Here is a 16336-nt window from a genome sequence, read left to right on the forward strand (position 1 = left end):
ACGTGCTTCACGACGCTTTATGACGGGCCGGATAGCCGGGATAGTCATCTGGTGTCACACTTTCTTTGCCGCCTGTGTTTCGGCGCCGAATGCTCCGCACATCGAAGGTGTGCGGCGTTTGGACTCCCTCGCGTGTTTCGCACAGCGGCTTATCCCCACGGAAAGGAAACTGCCGGGTGATCACTCTGACTGGCCTGACGAAGGAATTCGCGGGCACCACGGCTTTAGACGGCATTGACCTGCAGGTTGATGCTGGTCTCATCCACGGCATTGTCGGCCGTTCCGGTGCTGGCAAGTCGACCCTGATCCGCTGTTTGACCGGGTTGGAGCGGCCCACGTCTGGGACAGTGGAAATCGACGGGGTCGATGTGACCGGTCTGCGCGGGGCGGCGCTGAGGAAGGCCCGCCGCAATATCGGCATGGTGTTTCAGCACGCTGAGCTGCTGTCGGCGAAGACTGCGCTGCAGAACATTGCCCACCCTCTGCTGGTTGCCAGTGTGCCCAAGAAGGATGCTTTCGCAAAAGCGGAATCGCTGCTGGGCCGCGTTGGCTTGGAAGGACGCGGGAACAGCTACCCCGCGCAGCTGTCAGGTGGGCAGCGTCAGCGTGTGGGCATTGCCCGCGCCCTGGCTGCCGACCCGCAGATTCTGCTGTGTGACGAGCCCACCTCGGCCCTTGACACCACCACGACCGCCCAGATTCTGGGGCTTATCCGCCAGCTGCGTGACGAACTGGGCATCACGGTGCTCATCATCACCCACGAAATGTCAGTTGTGCGTGAAATCTGCGACTCGGTCACTCTGCTGGCTGACGGCAAGAACATGAAGACTGGCCGTCTGCGCGACATTCTGGCTGACCCTTCATCGCCCTTGGCGAAGGAACTCATTCCTCTGCCGTCAGCGCCTTTGCCGCAGGAAGGTGAGGAGCGCAGGACTCTGGAAGTCAGTTTGGCTGGGACGTCGGCATCAGAGCTGTTTGCGCTGGCGGATTCCGCTGGTGTTCCGATTGCCGAGGTGCAGGCGGGAACCCTTGAGACGATTGACGGTTTGGAGGTCGGCAGGCTGCGTGTGCGCGGGGCCGATGACCCTGCTACGCAGCGCTTGGCTCAGGCCCTGGCGGATGCCGGAATCTACTGCAAGGAGGCTCGCTGATGTTTGCTTCTGATGTTGTGCTTGCAGCCGGCGACAAACCGCGTTGGCTGAACAACCCGGCGATCACCAAGGATCTGCTTCCGGCGACGATTGAGACGCTGCAGATGACGGCGTTCTCTACCCTGTTTGCGGTTCTGCTGGGCTTGCCGTTGGGCATTTGGCTGTGGGTGACAGCGAAGGGTTCGCTGGCTCCACAGCTGACTGTGCACCGGATTGTCAGTGCGATTGTGGATTTCGGCCGTTCGATCCCGTTCATCATTCTGATGATTGCGATCATCCCGTTCACCCGCTTTGTGGTCGGCAGTGCTTTGGGTTGGCAGGCGACTGTTGTGCCGCTGGCAATCGGCGCCATTCCGTTCTTTGCCCGCTTGGTCGAGGCTGCTCTGCGCGAGGTTGCCGGCGGCAAGATCGAAGCTGTCCAGATGATGGGTGCGACGAATTTTCAGATCATCCGTCAGGTGCTGATTCCCGAAGCCCTGCCGGGTTTGATTTCGGCGGCGACGGTCACAGCGGTCAACCTGGTGTCATACACGGCGATGGCCGGGGCTGTGGGCGGCGGAGGCTTGGGTGCTTTGGCGATTTCCTATGGCTACCAGCGCTATCAGGGCGATGTCATGATTGCCTGCATTGTGCTGCTGGTGGCGGTTGTCGTCATCATTCAGCGCGTGGGCGACTGGCCGGCCCGCCTGGTGGACCATCGCTGATCTGAGCTGTCTCACTTCTTACGAGGCGGAGGTCCAGTTCCGCGGTGACCCGCGGGAGTTCTGGACCTCCGCCTCGGGCGTGTGGGCTTAGAACAGGCCGGAGATGACCCCGTCATCGTCGACGTCGATGGACAGTGCTGCCGGTTTTTTAGGCAGGCCCGGCATGGTCATGATGTCACCGCAGATGACCACTATGAAGCCCGCACCTGCGGACAGGCGCACGTCGCGCACTGTGACGGTGTGGCCGGTGGGCGCACCCAGGCGGGCCGCGTCGGTGCTGAATGAGTACTGGGTTTTAGCGATGCACACCGGCAGGTCGCCGTAGCCGTCGGCGGTGAACATGTCGAGTTTGCGCTTGACCTTGGCGGGTACGTCGATGCCGTCGGCGTTGTAGATGCGCGTGGCGATCGCCTCGATTTTGGCCTCTAGCGGCTGGTCGAGTTCATAGGCGAATTTCGGCTGCGGCTGGCTGCCGTCGGCGGCTGCGATGACTGCTTGTGCAAGCTCGATTGCACCGGCGCCGCCTTTGCCCCAGTGTTCGGCAATGGCGACCGTGGCGGTGCCGTCAAGTTCTGTTTTCAGCGCTTTAAGTTCCGCGTCGGTGTCTGTGGGGAAGCGGTTGACGGCTACGACAGTGGGGATGCCGTAGACCTCACGCAGGTTGTTCAGGTGTTTGCGCAGGTTGGGAAGCCCGGCTTTGAGGGCGTCAATGTCTTCGGCTTCGAGGTCAGCTTTGGCCACTCCCCCGTGGTATTTGAGGGCGCGGACGGTGGCGACGACTACTGCCGCGCTGGGGAAGATTCCCGCGGTTCGGCATTTGATGTCGAGGAACTTTTCGGCCCCAAGATCTGCACCGAAGCCGGCTTCTGTGATTGCGTACTGGCCGTGGGTCATTGCTGCCGTTGTGGCGAGCACGCTGTTGCAGCCGTGGGCGATGTTGGCAAAGGGGCCGCCGTGGACGAACGCCGGGGTGTGTTCGATGGACTGCACCAGATTGGGTGAGAGTGCTTCAGCAAGGAGGGCTGCCATGGAGCCCTGCACGCCGAGGTCGGCGACTGTGACGGGCTTTTTGCTGAAGGTGCGGGCTACGACAATGCGGCCCAGCCGGTCTTTGAGGTCTTTGATGGAGGTGGCCAGGCAGAACACTGCCATGACTTCGCTGGCAACGACGATGTCGAAGGCGTCTTCGCGGGGCATGCCCCCGGTGAAGCCGCCCAGGCCTATGGCGATTTGGCGCAGGGCACGGTCATTGAGGTCGACTACGCGGCGGATTTCAACCCGGCGCGGGTCGATGCCGAGTTCGTTGCCGTGCTGCAGGTGGTTGTCGAGAACAGCTACCGCGAGGTTGTTGGCAAGGGCGATGGCGTTGAAGTCGCCGGTGAAGTGCAGGTTGATGTCTTCCATGGGCAGCACTTGCGCGTATCCGCCGCCGGCTGCGCCGCCTTTCATTCCGAACACAGGGCCCAGGGATGGTTCGCGCAGGGCAAGCACGGCAGGCTGTTTGCCGTCTGGGACGTCCCAGTTCTCCTGCTGGGCCAGCTGGTTGATGCCGTCGGCCAGGCCGATGCTCGTGGTTGTCTTGCCTTCGCCCGCCGGCGTTGGGCTCATGGCGGTGACCAGGATGAGCTTGCCGAGATCGGTGCTGTTTCCGCGCTGCACAACGTCAGGTGCGGGGACTTTCGCTTTGTAATGGCCGTAGGGAATGATGTCATCAGCGCTGAGCCCGACTGCCTGAGCAATTGAGTCGATGCGCTCAATCTGAGCCTTGCGTGCAATCTCCTGATCAACAGTCATGAGACCAGTGTCTCACTGAAGTGGGTGAGCGCAATGATTCGCAGGCGGGGATCGCTGCCCTGCATTTTCCGAGCCTGAATACAGAAGGAGGCGCTGACGTGAAGTCAGCGCCTCCCCTAGCAGAAGCTCAGCGGACCAGTATGTTTTCAGTTCTCCTGTGACCGGGCGGCACGGACGATTTCATCGGCAATGCGTTCGGCCGAGTGCCCATCCTCGTGGGGCAGGTAATCAGCCACAAACTCCGCGTACTTAGCCCCGTATGCCTCTGATCCCTTCTCAATGACAGTGTTCAATGCGTCCGCCAGTTCGGCCGTCGTGCGCACCAGCGGGCCTGGGACGGTTGACTCGTAGTCCAAGTACATGCCGCGGCTCTTCTCCAAGTAGTCCTCTAGGTCCGGGGCGAAGAACACCATCGGTCGGCGGGTCGCTGCGAAGTCGAACATGATGGACGAATAGTCAGCAACCAGCACGTCGGTAGCCGCGAGAAGCGTTTGCGCGTCGGGAAATTCGGTGACATCAATGACAAACTCGTCACCGGCCAACTGCATGGCCCTGACATTTGAGTGCGCTCGAAGTCCCAGGCGAACATTGCCAGGCAGCGCCTGCTTTAAACGCTCAAAGTCAATGGCAATGTCCAGGTGGTATCCAACACCGGCCTTTTTCGACGCATCACGGAAGGTCGGTGCATAGAGGACGAAGATGTCATCATCACTCAGTCCCAGGTTCGCCCGGGTTGCTGCGCGCGCTGCACGCATCCGCTCAGGGTCCACAAGCACATCCACGCGCGGGTATCCATCAACAATAGTCCGGGCGTGTGACGAAAAGGCTGACTCAAACTTCTCGGCGGCAAAATCAGACTGGGCCAACAGAATGTCCCAATACTGCGTTTCGCGTCGCACCTTTGCACGGTACTCAGGAGACAGTCCCGCGCTGTGAACGTCTGCCCCAATCATTTTGAGTGGAGTTCCATGCCACGTCTGCACGTACAGTTGTCCTGGCTGCTTTCGGAAGTACGCCGGGAATTCGCAGTTATTGACGATGATCTGACTGGTGAACAGGGCCCTGATGTACTTTTCGGAGTGGGTGACAACGGTTTCTGTACCCTCGGGGCTTTCGAAGCTCTCCTGCGCGTTCGACCAATAGAATTTCCAATCCGGCAGACGCTTGCGAAGTTCGAAGTACAGGGGCTCTGGAATATCCCCCGCTCGTCTTCCGAAGAAAGATTCAAACAGGATAGCTTTCTCCAGTGGTCTGTCGGCGTGGGCGCGAACAGCGTCCTCGATAACCCGAGCCCGGTTATACGCGCTCCGTTCCGCAAACTTAACCGGCGGTGTGAGTCGCAACCACAGCGACCGAGTTTTGACTGTGCGGGTGATGACGACGGCAGGCGTCGAATCATCAGACAATCCGGGCAATGACATAGCCGCCGAATCTGACAGCCGGAGCCACTTGCGCGCGGTGTGCCCAGTGCGACTGTCAGTTCCTTCGACTTTAAAGTGATACCCGCCCGCAGGCAGAGGCACGGTGTTGTCAAACCAGTCTTGGGAGGTCAGGTTGACAGTGGCAGAAAATTCTCCCGCAGCCCATTCGACATCTGCATGAGCAACCGTCTTGGTTTCGGAGCACAGCTCCAGAGCGGAGGGTCTCCACCCGGTCGGCAGTTCGAAGCGACCGTTGATGCTGATTCGCGTATGACCGCTGTCCGAATCAATGGCATAAGAGTCGGTCATAACGAACCACGGGTTTTCATGGATTTTGAGGTTCCCGGCAGTCGTGACACCGGCATGGACAGCCCCAGCGTCTAGAAAACTCCGGACCCCGCTGTATCCGAGATGCGGCTTCAACGGCATCTGCTTTTTGCCGTTGACTGCGCGAAGCGTCCATGCGTTGTCAGTGTTCTTTTCGGCTAAAGACCCGCCAAGCGTCGGCAGTTCAAACTCAAACCGGCAACTTCCATCGGGCGTGGGCTGGCCGGCAACCACAAGTTCATGCGATGAACGGCGATTGTAGATCCGCAGTTTATTGAAGTCTGCCGCACGGTCGCCGCGTGTGACCACAGCGAATCGACGGCCGCCAACTTCTTCAATCTCTGCCGACAGCGTCACCTGTTGGGGTTTGAACCACAAGTTGCCGTCCGGGGCTGGTTCAAGAATCCAGCGCCGACCATCTCGTACATCCGAAAATCCAGGATCAGCAGCTGCCTTCGCTTGGTCGAGTGCCCCAACGGGGTGGTCAATATCGATGTCGTTGACGGAAACTCGAGCGATGAGGCGCCACTCTTCGATCGCATCAAAGTTCTCTGTGTTGATTCGCACCGAGTAGGCAGTCTTTGTCGGCGCAACCAGCTGAGACTTGAAAGGATGAAGAAGCAGCGGTTGCGTGCGATCGGCGGAGAGTTCGATTTCCCGGTCACCGGACTTGTTAACCAAAAGCAAGCGGGGCGTCACTTCGCTGCCGTTGAACAGGTGATCACAGTGCGCGTGCCCGGCGATCTCAACGACGGAACCGGTTACCCATTCGACCCGGTTAACAGCACAATTGAGTACAACGGAGTCCGGTGCGACCTGAAGTATCTCTGATGGAACGGTGCCAAACGCTTCTTCGAAGTCTGCGCCGTCAACCACAAACCCAGCGTCAGTTGACTTGAGGTTGAGTCCGGTTCCATGCTCACTGCGCCAGAGCACCGCGGCAAATGCCTCACTCCTCCCTTTATGGACAGCAAGCCACATGGGCAACCTGAGCCAAAACGGGAGGTCACTCCACAGATCGTCTCCGCTGAGGGCGACAATCTTCTTCAGTCCACCGCTGAAAACGTCCCAGTATTCTTGGCCGGTTCTCTGCGCTACGTGCAGGTACTGAATCAGATCACCGGTCAAGACCTTTTTGAACCACCCACGGCGCGCAGCATGTGAGCCTTCGCTGAATACGTGTTGTGTCCCGGCTTCAAGCACTGCCAGCCGGTCTGTAAGGTCATCAATGTTTTCTTTACCTTGGGTAATGGACGAACCGTCATCGCGGAGCAGCCAGTAGTAGACCGGGTGCCGAAGAACATCAAAAGATCGCGCCCGCAAATACGCCTTCGCCATTGGTTCCTGGTCCTCATAGCGAATGCCGACAGGGAATTCTCCGACGGCCCGCTGAAAGAATTCCATGGAAAAGATCTTGTTGCAGGCCATGGCGTCTTCGAAGATTTCCGGGAAATCATCAATGGTGATGCTGAGCCGGTCTTCCGAATGGAACTTTTTTGTCCACGCAGAGAGCCAGACCTTTGTCCCCTTCTGCCGGTACACTCCACCGCTGACCATGTCGGAGCCAGTGCGCCGTATAGTGCGCATCATCACTTGGTACGCGTCACGCGGGATACGATCGTCAGAATCGACAAACGTCAGATACTCGCCGGTCACGTGTTCAAGACCAGTGTTGCGAGCAGCTCCAAGCCCGCCGTTGACCTTGCTGATCACCTTGACACGGTTGTCCCACCGAGCGTATTGGCGAGCGATCGCTGCCGAATTGTCAGGGCTTCCGTCATCAACAACGATGATTTCCAAGTTCCGGTAGGTTTGCTGAATCAGACTGTTCAGGCATTTGGCAATATATGGTTCTACGTTGTAGACGGGTACGATGACCGACAGCTTGGGTTTGCCAGACTGAGATCCTGCCAAAAGGGTCACGATTCGCTGCCGCAGCGCTGGGTGAACGCCGTCGCGAACTCTGCGCCTTGTTTCTGCCGGCACACGCTTTACTGCACGCCCCAGGATTTTCCGTACTGCCTGCTTCATTGCGCCCTTCTGTTCACTTACGATTTGCTGTACGTTCAGCATCACTAACCGTGTATTGTACCGAGGCGGCAGCTTTCGCGACCGTATAGCCGATTGGCGAGGCGCATTTTCTGCAACGCCAGCTGTGGATACAGTGCCCCAGCACCAGTCAAGCGGCCAGTAGAATGTGCCCGATCTGCTCTATCCCCAGGAGGACGTGTGCGCCAGCTTGTACGAAACGCCATTCTCGCAGTCCTGCGATCGCGCGCTTGGAAGGCCACCAGCCAGCGTATACGCGGCACGCGCGACTTCACGCTGACTGCCCGCGAGTTCGCAGACAGCGCCGCACCGGGCGCCAAGGCTCTCGTTTACTTCGGCGACACTCACTCAAAGCTCTACCAGCTTCAACAGTGGCTTCCCGTACTCGAAGAGCTGAACAGAACCGTCCCAACTGCAGTATTTCTTCGCCGCCCTTCCTCAATCCAGGAAACCGCTGACTGCACATCCCTGCCCATTGTCTTCCGGCAGTCTTTCGACGACATGATGACGTACGTGGAGGAGCACCAGCCAAAGCTCATCCTGTACGTCAACAACGGTCAATCAAACTTTCAGGTTCTGAGTTACGCGCCTGCAGTTCACGTCCACATCAACCACGGTGAATCTGACAAGCTGTCCATGGTGTCGAACCAAGCCAAGGCATACGACGCTGTCTTCACGGCCGGCCCGGCTGCATTGCGCAGGCACCAGCGCGCGCTTGTCGACTTCGACGAATCCAAACTGATCGAAGTTGGCAGGCCTCAGCTTGACCTCGATTACGAACCCGAACTTCCAACCAGCGATAAGCGCACCATCATGTATGCCCCCACGTGGGAAGGCGAAAACGACAACAACAACTACACCTCAGTTGACTGCTTCGGCCCGGCCATCGCTGCGGCTGCTCTGGCAACACCGAACACTCGCCTTGTCTACAAGCCGCACCCGCGTGTGGCTGGTTCGCACGACGAGGGCATGCAGGGTGGTCACGCCATGATCCTCGAGCTGATCGAAAAAGCCAATGCTGGCGGCGGCGAGCACTTGGTCTTGACCGACGGAAACATCCTGGCCATGTTCGAGGATGTTGACCTCATGATCACCGACATTTCCAGCGTTGGCTTGGACTTCCTTTACCTCAAAGCAGACAGCCCGCTCCTGTTGACTGACCGCCGCACAAACCGGGATAAGCTCGTTGACGAGTCCCCCATCGCATCCAGTGTGCCGATCATCGACGATTCAACTGTCAATGGCCTTCAGACAATGATCGAAGCTGAATTGGCCAGCGGCGGCAATGCAGAAGCCCGTGCCGAAGCCCGAGAACTGTACTTCGGCAATCACAATGTAGGAGAGTCAAAGCAGACATTCATCTCCACGGTCGAACGGCTGATTGCCGAACGGGAAGCCCAGAACATTGATCAGGCCTACATGGTGTCAGCGGCCGAGGCCAAAGACGGCAACCCCTGACCGAAAAATACACCAGCCCACCAAACCAGGCGAGAGTCACCTTCCGGTCAGATCAACCGCAGAGGTCAACAGCCCATTCGGCCAAGTCATTTGCGTCCTAAAGTTCGCTGCAGTTTACGGCTGGCCCGCTTCAGCAACGGATTCTTGGATTTATAGACACGGCGCATCGCCTCATCGACGTAAACAGAAACCGGATCGAGATCTTTCGCGGCCGCTGAGCCGAACGCCTTATCAGCCATTGAAGGGTCCGCACTCATCTTTCCAGACACCTTCTCCCAGTGCGGATCGTCACTGAGTGCGCGTTTAAACATTTTACTGAGACGCGTATTAGATTCCACGACTTCGTCGCGACTTGCCTTGCCAAACTTCGGGAAAAGCATTTTGTTGTACAACTGGATCAGCAGGGTTCGCTTGTGCAGAATATCTGCAGGACGGCCAGGTTCGAGAAGAAGGTCAGTCTCCGTGTAATGAATCGGAGCACAGATCGTTCGGTCCATCTGGACGTAGTCTATTTCTTCAGCAAGCGGCCACAAGATGTCGTAGCCTATACCTGCCCACTTCTGCTTGAGATCTCCGTCCAGCACACGGTCCGCACCTTCCAGCCATTTCCGAATCAAGGGGTGGCCAGGAACCGACGCGACCAATCCAATACTTGGCTGGTTCGGCTGCCAACCATAGAACAACGCGCCAGACTTTTCGATCAGGTCTGTAATCATGCTTAATGGACGAAACACAATCGTGTCCACATCCATCCACATCCCACCGTTCTGTGCCAGCACCGCAGCTCGAATATAGTCGGCCTTATGGGCCACTTCGGGAATATCGGAAAAGTCAGACCTCAAACCGGAAACGTAGTCATTTACGTTTTCAGGATTCAACTCAACTAGATCCCAATCCCCTTTATGTTTGAGGATCGTATCCTTGCAGAGACTGATGTAGCCAGGCATCTGACTTGAGTATTTGTTCTCCCAGTAGATCCAGATGGTTTTGTTCACGAAACGCTGACCCCTTTTTGGCAGGCTGTTGCAATCGCCAGCGCAACAGACGTTTGACCCTATGAGACAAAGTTCGGCGCTGAACCTTCAGTTCGGACGAAATTGCTATTTTCCGGCAAAGCATAGCATTGCTCAAATAACCGGCGGGCGTCCTTTGAAGCTCATGCGCAGGACTCCGCGTTTGCTGAGTTTGGCTTCGTCTTCTTCGCCGTCCCACGGGTCGTCCCGCCAACCGTCAGCCCAGCCCTTGAACCACGGTTTGAGCTGTTCAGGTTTGCGTGCCCACCGGAGAACCTGAACTCCTGTCCATGAGCCCACATAGGCCCAGCTGAAGGGCCAGGGCAGGTTCCTGCGGGCCAGCCACACCCTGTTGCGGGCGTTCATGTAGAAGTATTCGTCGTGGCGCTTCGGGTCTATCACGGGGTGGGCTACTGCAAGGTCGCCCATGTACCACACGTCATAGCCTGCATCCCATACTCGCCAGGCCAGTTCGATTCCTTCGTGGGCGTACCAAAACGATCCCGGCCAGCCGCCGCATTCGTCGAATGCCTTCCTCTGCATGCCGATAGCGCCTTCCCACACGGAGAACACGTTCGACGAATGGCTTGCCGACCTTTTGCGCAGGCGCGGGATCCAGCGCTTGGGCGCGTTGGGGTTCTCAGGGTCGACCACACGGGGCTGCACCATTCCCACATTCGGGTTTTCGCGCATGTACTGCGCCATCCTCCACAGGGTGTCCTGGTCGGGCAGCCATGCATCATCGTCGAGGAAGAACAGGAACTCACCGCTGACCAGCGGAACACCGGCATTGCGCCCGGCGGGAATCCCAACGTTTTCGGGCAGCATGTGGGTTCTGACTTCGTCTGGCAGGCCCACGGGGTCCCAGCCGTTGCCCACGCACACAACGTCAAGATTGACGTTCCGCTGGGCCAACAGCGAGTCAATGCCCCGCTTAAGGTCGTCCACCCTTTTGCCCATGGTGAGGATGACAACGCCGTAATCGAATACTTCCATCAGCCCAACCTTCGGGAAAACCAGATCGACACGAAGTGCCCCACCACGGAAAGCGCGGCAAGCGGCACCATCGCCAGAATCATCCAACGTTCACCGGCGAGCTCCGGGCCGCCGGCTGCACTCACAATGAGCGAGACCACGCTCGCGACAACAGCCAGCATCGACATTTCAACCGAATGCCAGATGCGATGGAACGGCACAAACCGAGCCAGCTGTTTCACACGGGCGAGACCGCCGTGGGTGACAGCAGTTGCGGCAGCGGAGTCTTCCAGTCTGTCCAAGCCGTTGAAAGCTCGGCTCATGTGGACCAGGCTGTTGAGCGCCTTGTTCAGCAGCACGAGCGATGCGACTACTCCCCCGGCCACCAAGTAGGGGTAGGCGAAACCGGGATCAGACTTCAGCAGACCCAGATCGCTGACTGCTCGCACGCCCAGCATGAAGGCGACAAAACCTTCGGTTGTGTAGTGGCCTACCGCGTCGAGGAAAACTCCCTTCGCGCTGCGAGTGCCGCGCCAACGTGCGACTTCGCCGTCACAGCAGTCGAAGTACAGCTGCAGCTGCGAAAAGAAAAGAGCCAGCAGCGCTCCCCAGATGCCCGGGATGAGCAGAGCAAAGCCGATCGCCCACCCCGACAGGATCATCAGCCCTGTTACGCCGTTGGCGGTAATCGGCGTGCGCACCAGCAGCGCAGTCAGATAAATGGAGATGTGCCGCAGGTACAGTTCCGCTGTCCAGTGCTCGGCGTTTTTGCGCGCACGCACTTCCGGTGGCTGGGCAACAGCTCGCAGCTGTTCCAGCGTCGGATTCTTAGGACGGTCAGAGTGTGCTTCGCTCATGTCTAAAGGCTATGTAGCACCCCAGCAGGAAAGCTGGAGCTCACTGGCTGAGATCGCCCTTGATCTTGGTGGTTGAGATTTCCGGTGTGCGCGGCAGATAGACCACGTCGCACAGGTCTTTGAGATCGTCGAACTTGCCTTCCCAGTCATCGCCCATGACGAAGGTATCGATGTGGTACTTCTCGATGTCTGTCCGCTTCTGTTCCCACGTGTTCTCGGGGATGACCAGGTCAACAAAGCGGATGGCTTCGAGCATGTTCTTGCGGTCGTCCCACGAAAAATAGGACTTCTTGCCCTTGCCGGCGTTGAATTCGTCAGTGGACAGGGCAACGACCAGGTAGTCGCCCTGTGCCTTGCAGCGCTGCAGCAGTCGGATGTGGCCGTAGTGCAGCAAGTCAAAGGTGCCGTAGGTGATGACACGGCGCATAAAAGAGCCCTCGCTTAACTTGGAGTTAACTTGAAGATCATATAGACGATACCCCAGAGGTCTTGTGAAGTCGTGCCCAGACGCCCGCCGAGCGGGTGCCGTTTACCACAGCAGCGGCAGCGCATTCCTGAGTTTCCACTCAGCGGCTGCGCAATAAAGTGGCTGTTGATGAACTCGTCACTGCCTCGGCGTGTGCGCCGCATTATTCCCGCCCTGCTCCGCTCTGAGCCCAAGGGCATTCTTCCTGCTGGCAACTACTACACCATGCTGTGGGCCATTCCCGAGACCTTTGGCGGGATGACCTCAGTCGCGCTGGAGCGGTCCTCGGCATTTGCCCGCCGAGACAACCGCCCCGTCGAGATCCTCACATTTTCGCGTGACAACAGCGGCAAAGAACGTGAACGAGCCCTCAAAGCTGAAGGCCGACTGGATAAGCGCGTTTCCCTGCGCAACGTCTGGGAAGACCTCAGCCAATGGTCAGATGACGAACTTGCCCGCATGAAGGGCACAGCTCAGCCCGTACCGGAAGCGGTCGACGACGCCCTCCCCCGCACGTCGGGCGAGGCACGCGAGCAGCGAACCGATGATGTTGGCACAGTTCTGCAGACTGATCATTACAGCGCACAGGGCAACCTGCTGGTCATCGACCGCCAAGACACAAAAACCCGCGGCACCAAGGGCGGACGCCTGTTGACCCTCCTGAACTCACAGGGGGAAATCATCGGCCAGTGGCGTACCGCCACCGCTTTCTACAAGGCATGGCTCAACGCTGTCTTCGGAAATAAGCCCAGCTATGTCATCGTCGATTCGTCCTATGCGGGGTCCCTCTTCAGCACCTACAGGAAAAAGAACGTCATCTTCTGCACTGCGATGCACAGCAATTTCCTCGAGAACCACAAAACCGATGCGCGCAGGCTGATCCGCGGCAAGTTCAAGATCCTGCGCAACCTTGACCGTTTCGACCGGGCAATCACGCTGACCCACGCCCAACAGCGGGACATGCTCGAGCACCATTTGTCCTCCGGCAACCTCACCGTTATGCCCAACCTGATTCGCAATCTCAAGGGCAACCCCAAGAAACCCCGCACCAAGACACACGGGCTCATGCTGGCCCGACTCACCAAGGGCAAAAGGATCGACCACGCTATCCGTGCTGTGACTGCAGCATGTGCCAGTGCACCAGGACTGCAGCTGGAGATCTGCGGTGATGGCGATATGCACAGCAAACTCGCCCAGCAGATCGACGCCAACAGCGGGGGCGGGCACATCACCCTGCGCGGTTATGTCAGCAACGCCAAAGAGCACTTCCACGATGCCTCGTTCAGCCTGCTGACCAGCACTCAAGAAGGACAACCGTTGGTGATCCTCGAAAGCATGTCAGCCGGCTGCATTCCGATTGCCTACGACATCAAATACGGTCCGAGTGACATCATCACCGACGGAGTGGACGGCTTCCTCGTACCCGATGGCGACATTGAGGCCCTCACCCAGGCAATCATCCGGATAGCCACAATGGACGATGCCGAACTCACCACCATGCGCCGCAACGCCATTAAGCGGGCACAAGACTTCTACGAAGCCACCATCGTCGAAAAATGGGCGGCCATGTTCCGCGGCTGTTCATTCGATCCGTTTCAACGCTCGCAGGCCATCGCGAACCTGACCTCACTGACAGTCACAGACACCGGCGTCGCAATCGAAGCATCCGTTGAAGACCACCCCTGGGAGCAGACCGCCCACACCTACGTGTCATGGTGCCTGACGGGCACAACCTACTACGGCCGCACCCCGGCTGATTTTGACGGAGCCACTCTTCGCGCGCACATTCCCCTGTCCGAACTGCGCTTATTGCCAGCAGGAACCCTAGAACTGTCCGCGGACTTCGCAGACGGCCGTTCGTTCCGCCGCACCCGCATCCTGGCTGACGAGCCTCCAACAGCAGCTGGCTCGTTCTTCACCTCGGCCCTCGATGACGAAGGACAGCTGAGCCTGCAGATCAGCAAACACTGAACCGGCAGACTTCAACTGTTGCCGGCATTGAGCTGCCGATCGGCCCAGCGCTGCTCCACAACACCGGCAACAGCCGCCGCAAAGCGCCGCCTCTGGCTTCCGGGGCTCGTATCGCCCAAGTAGTAACGGCACACTTTTTCGCGTTCTGCTCGACCAGAATCCCTTGAGTCGAGTTGCTGCCGAACCATCTGCGCTGCCTGCCGACCCCCTTCGGCAGTGCCCGCAGCCGACGGCACCCGCTCAAACAGACCACCGGCAGCCACCTCGGCACCCGGATCGGTCGGAGCCAGCGCCACCAGCGGCTTATGCGTTGCCAACCAGTCGAACGCAACTGACGACATTTCCGCAACACACGCATCTGCTGCGGCAAACTGCCACGACACCGTCGGCGAATCATCAAAAACAGAGCCTTCTGCGGCCGCCACAATTTCACGGATCTGGGCATCAGCCCGAGCACACTCCGGCTTGACCACCCCGGTGCGCGGATGCGGCCGGTAGATGACACCGAAACCGGCGTTCACCAGCCCCTCTACCAAAGGCACGCCCGACTGGGCGACGGTGCCGTAGGCCATTGACGGCGAATCGCCTTCCCACGTGGGTGCATAGAACACAGTGGGCCTGCTGCCATCGAGCACCTGCTGGAAGCGCTGGGGCAGAGGCTGCGCATAGTCCAACTGGGGCCTGCCAACATCCCTCATGTCCGGCAGCCGCCCCAGAAGCGCCTTCTCAATCCGCTGCCTAGCAGCCAAACCGGCCGTGAATACACAGTCATAGGCCTTCAGCTGATTCGACACCATTGAGATCTTTTCGCTCTCACCGTGCGACAAATGCACATGAGCTGGCCCCGGATACCGCAGAGCCTGAAAATTCAGCACAGCCTGATTGACATACAGCACCGCGCACAGCGTGGGCTGAGTCATAAAGCGATCAAGGTCAGCCGTCAGGCGCGCATAGCGAACCGGCAGTTCCGTCAGCTGGGCGATTTCGCGGGCGTTGTCCAGATTGCGCATCAGAATGCCCACCGGCCACGGTGCACTATCGCCCGGACCGTCCAAAGTGGTGCCCGACTCCAAACTCATGGTGGCCGCAAGGTCCTCAATCGGGGCCAGCCACTGCTTGAGCTGATACGACGACGCCCTGTCACCCGCGTGATACACCCCGACCACAAAGCCGTCATCACGTGACGGCCTGAACTTCGGATCCAACCGCCGTTCTGCTGCACGCACCGACAGTTCACGGCCCATCTGGGCTGAGAATCGCTTCGCCGATGAAAGCACGTGGGACACCCTGTTCATCATGCTGACAAGTATGCCAGCGTGAAGCTGTCAAAGCGCTCGGGTTCCGGCTGCCAAGGCGGGGGTCTAGACACGCCGAGACTTCCCATACAACTGTCAGAAAACACTAGACTGGCGGTCAGCAGCATCACCCAACCGTGGAGAAACATGAGCTCGAATCCCAACGACCCGCATCCGACATACGGCAGCTACGAGCCTCCGACATACAGCAGCTACGAGCAGCAGCCCGGAGCATCCTCATTCAGCGCTGGGGAGCCTTTCGGTGGGGCACAGTCCACACCGCAGAACGCAATGATGACAGAGGCCGACTACCGCCAGCTTGGCCAAGAACCCCCGCTGTCGCAGCCTCTCTACGGCGCGAAACCCATAACCGCCTACATCCGCTTCTGGAAGAAATACGTGCGATTCAAAGGCTACGCATCGAGGTCTGAATACTGGTGGCCACAGCTGATCAACACCCTGACCTGCCTTGTTCTGTTCTCCCCCGCCATCGTCGGCCTCATCATCAGCAACAACCAGGCGCAGCAAACATTCAAAACCACCGGCAGCTATCCGACAGACCCCTATATCCCAGGCTTTGCGATCATCAGCTTCTTCGCAACGTTCCTGTTCCTGCTGGCCGCCGCAGTGCCCACCCTGTCCTCCGGCTGGCGACGCATCCAAGACGCCGGCATGCACGGCGCCCTCGTATTCCTGTCCTTCGTCCCTTACCTGGGCGGACTCATCAACTTCGTCCTGTGCCTCCTGCCCACCAAACTGGCAGCCCGCAACCCCGGCTACGACGACAACACCGGCGACTGACCCCACCGCCCAACCACCACGAGGTGCCTGCTCAGATGAGCAGGCACCTCGCCA

12 protein-coding genes are annotated in these 16336 nt (G+C 58.8%); 5 read left to right on the forward strand and 7 right to left on the reverse strand.

The genetic code is table 11. The features are described from left to right. Positions 1 to 176 precede the first annotated feature (176 nt). Complete coding sequence (locus GC119_RS09950) at positions 177 to 1151, forward strand: methionine ABC transporter ATP-binding protein (RefSeq protein WP_151953059.1); 975 nt, start codon at positions 177 to 179, stop codon at positions 1149 to 1151. Then, positions 1151 to 1855, forward strand: coding sequence for a methionine ABC transporter permease (locus GC119_RS09955; protein WP_151953060.1), 705 nt, complete (start codon positions 1151 to 1153; stop codon positions 1853 to 1855). The genes GC119_RS09950 and GC119_RS09955 overlap by 1 nt, the downstream gene beginning before the upstream one ends. Before the next feature lie 87 nt (positions 1856 to 1942). Here the strand turns inward: GC119_RS09955 and GC119_RS09960 are convergent, their stop codons facing one another. Both GC119_RS09960 and GC119_RS09965 read right to left on the reverse strand, forming a co-directional pair. Beyond that, positions 1943 to 3649 carry a formate--tetrahydrofolate ligase gene (locus GC119_RS09960; protein WP_151953061.1) on the reverse strand — a complete coding sequence of 569 codons (1707 nt, stop codon included), beginning with the start codon at positions 3647 to 3649 and terminating at the stop codon, positions 1943 to 1945. A gap of 146 nt (positions 3650 to 3795) precedes the next feature. Next, a complete protein-coding gene (locus GC119_RS09965) occupies positions 3796 to 7470 on the reverse strand; it encodes a CDP-glycerol glycerophosphotransferase family protein (protein WP_151953062.1) in 3675 nt (1224 codons plus the stop codon). 156 nt (positions 7471 to 7626) lie between these two features. Here GC119_RS09965 and GC119_RS09970 point away from each other — a divergent pair, with 156 nt between their 5' ends. Continuing rightward, a complete protein-coding gene (locus tag GC119_RS09970; RefSeq protein WP_151953063.1) occupies positions 7627 to 8904 on the forward strand; it encodes a CDP-glycerol glycerophosphotransferase family protein in 1278 nt (425 codons plus the stop codon). Between the two features lie 86 nt (positions 8905 to 8990). On the opposite strand, the gene GC119_RS09975 is transcribed toward GC119_RS09970, so the two are convergent. The 4 genes from GC119_RS09975 to tagD form a co-directional block, all read right to left on the reverse strand. Continuing rightward, positions 8991 to 9899: a glycosyltransferase family 32 protein gene (locus tag GC119_RS09975; RefSeq protein ID WP_193215653.1), complete on the reverse strand. Its 909-nt coding sequence runs from the start codon at positions 9897 to 9899 to the stop codon at positions 8991 to 8993. A gap of 132 nt (positions 9900 to 10031) precedes the next feature. After that, a complete protein-coding gene (locus GC119_RS09980) occupies positions 10032 to 10913 on the reverse strand; it encodes a glycosyltransferase family 2 protein (RefSeq protein WP_151953065.1) in 882 nt (293 codons plus the stop codon). Then, on the reverse strand, positions 10913 to 11749 hold the full coding sequence (locus GC119_RS09985) for a CDP-alcohol phosphatidyltransferase family protein (protein ID WP_151953066.1): 837 nt from the start codon (positions 11747 to 11749) through the stop codon (positions 10913 to 10915). Before GC119_RS09985 ends, GC119_RS09980 begins: the two co-directional genes overlap by 1 nt. A 40-nt stretch (positions 11750 to 11789) precedes the next feature. After that, positions 11790 to 12176: a glycerol-3-phosphate cytidylyltransferase gene (gene tagD / locus GC119_RS09990; RefSeq protein ID WP_070574670.1), complete on the reverse strand. Its 387-nt coding sequence runs from the start codon at positions 12174 to 12176 to the stop codon at positions 11790 to 11792. Between the two features lie 168 nt (positions 12177 to 12344). Here tagD and GC119_RS09995 point away from each other — a divergent pair, with 168 nt between their 5' ends. Further along, on the forward strand, positions 12345 to 14186 hold the full coding sequence (locus GC119_RS09995; RefSeq protein WP_151953067.1) for a glycosyltransferase: 1842 nt from the start codon (positions 12345 to 12347) through the stop codon (positions 14184 to 14186). An 11-nt stretch (positions 14187 to 14197) separates the two neighbouring features. On the opposite strand, the gene GC119_RS10000 is transcribed toward GC119_RS09995, so the two are convergent. Beyond that, the gene (locus tag GC119_RS10000) at positions 14198 to 15484 is read right to left on the reverse strand and encodes a CDP-glycerol glycerophosphotransferase family protein (protein WP_151953068.1); all 1287 of its coding nucleotides are present in this window, start codon (positions 15482 to 15484) and stop codon (positions 14198 to 14200) included. Positions 15485 to 15628: 144 nt separating this feature from the next. Between GC119_RS10000 and GC119_RS10005 the strand changes: the two genes are divergently transcribed. Beyond that, positions 15629 to 16282: a DUF805 domain-containing protein gene (locus tag GC119_RS10005; protein WP_151953069.1), complete on the forward strand. Its 654-nt coding sequence runs from the start codon at positions 15629 to 15631 to the stop codon at positions 16280 to 16282. Positions 16283 to 16336 lie beyond the last annotated feature (54 nt).

This window comes from Brevibacterium sp. Marseille-P9724, from assembly GCF_902500275.1.
Taxonomy (GTDB): domain Bacteria; phylum Actinomycetota; class Actinomycetes; order Actinomycetales; family Brevibacteriaceae; genus Brevibacterium.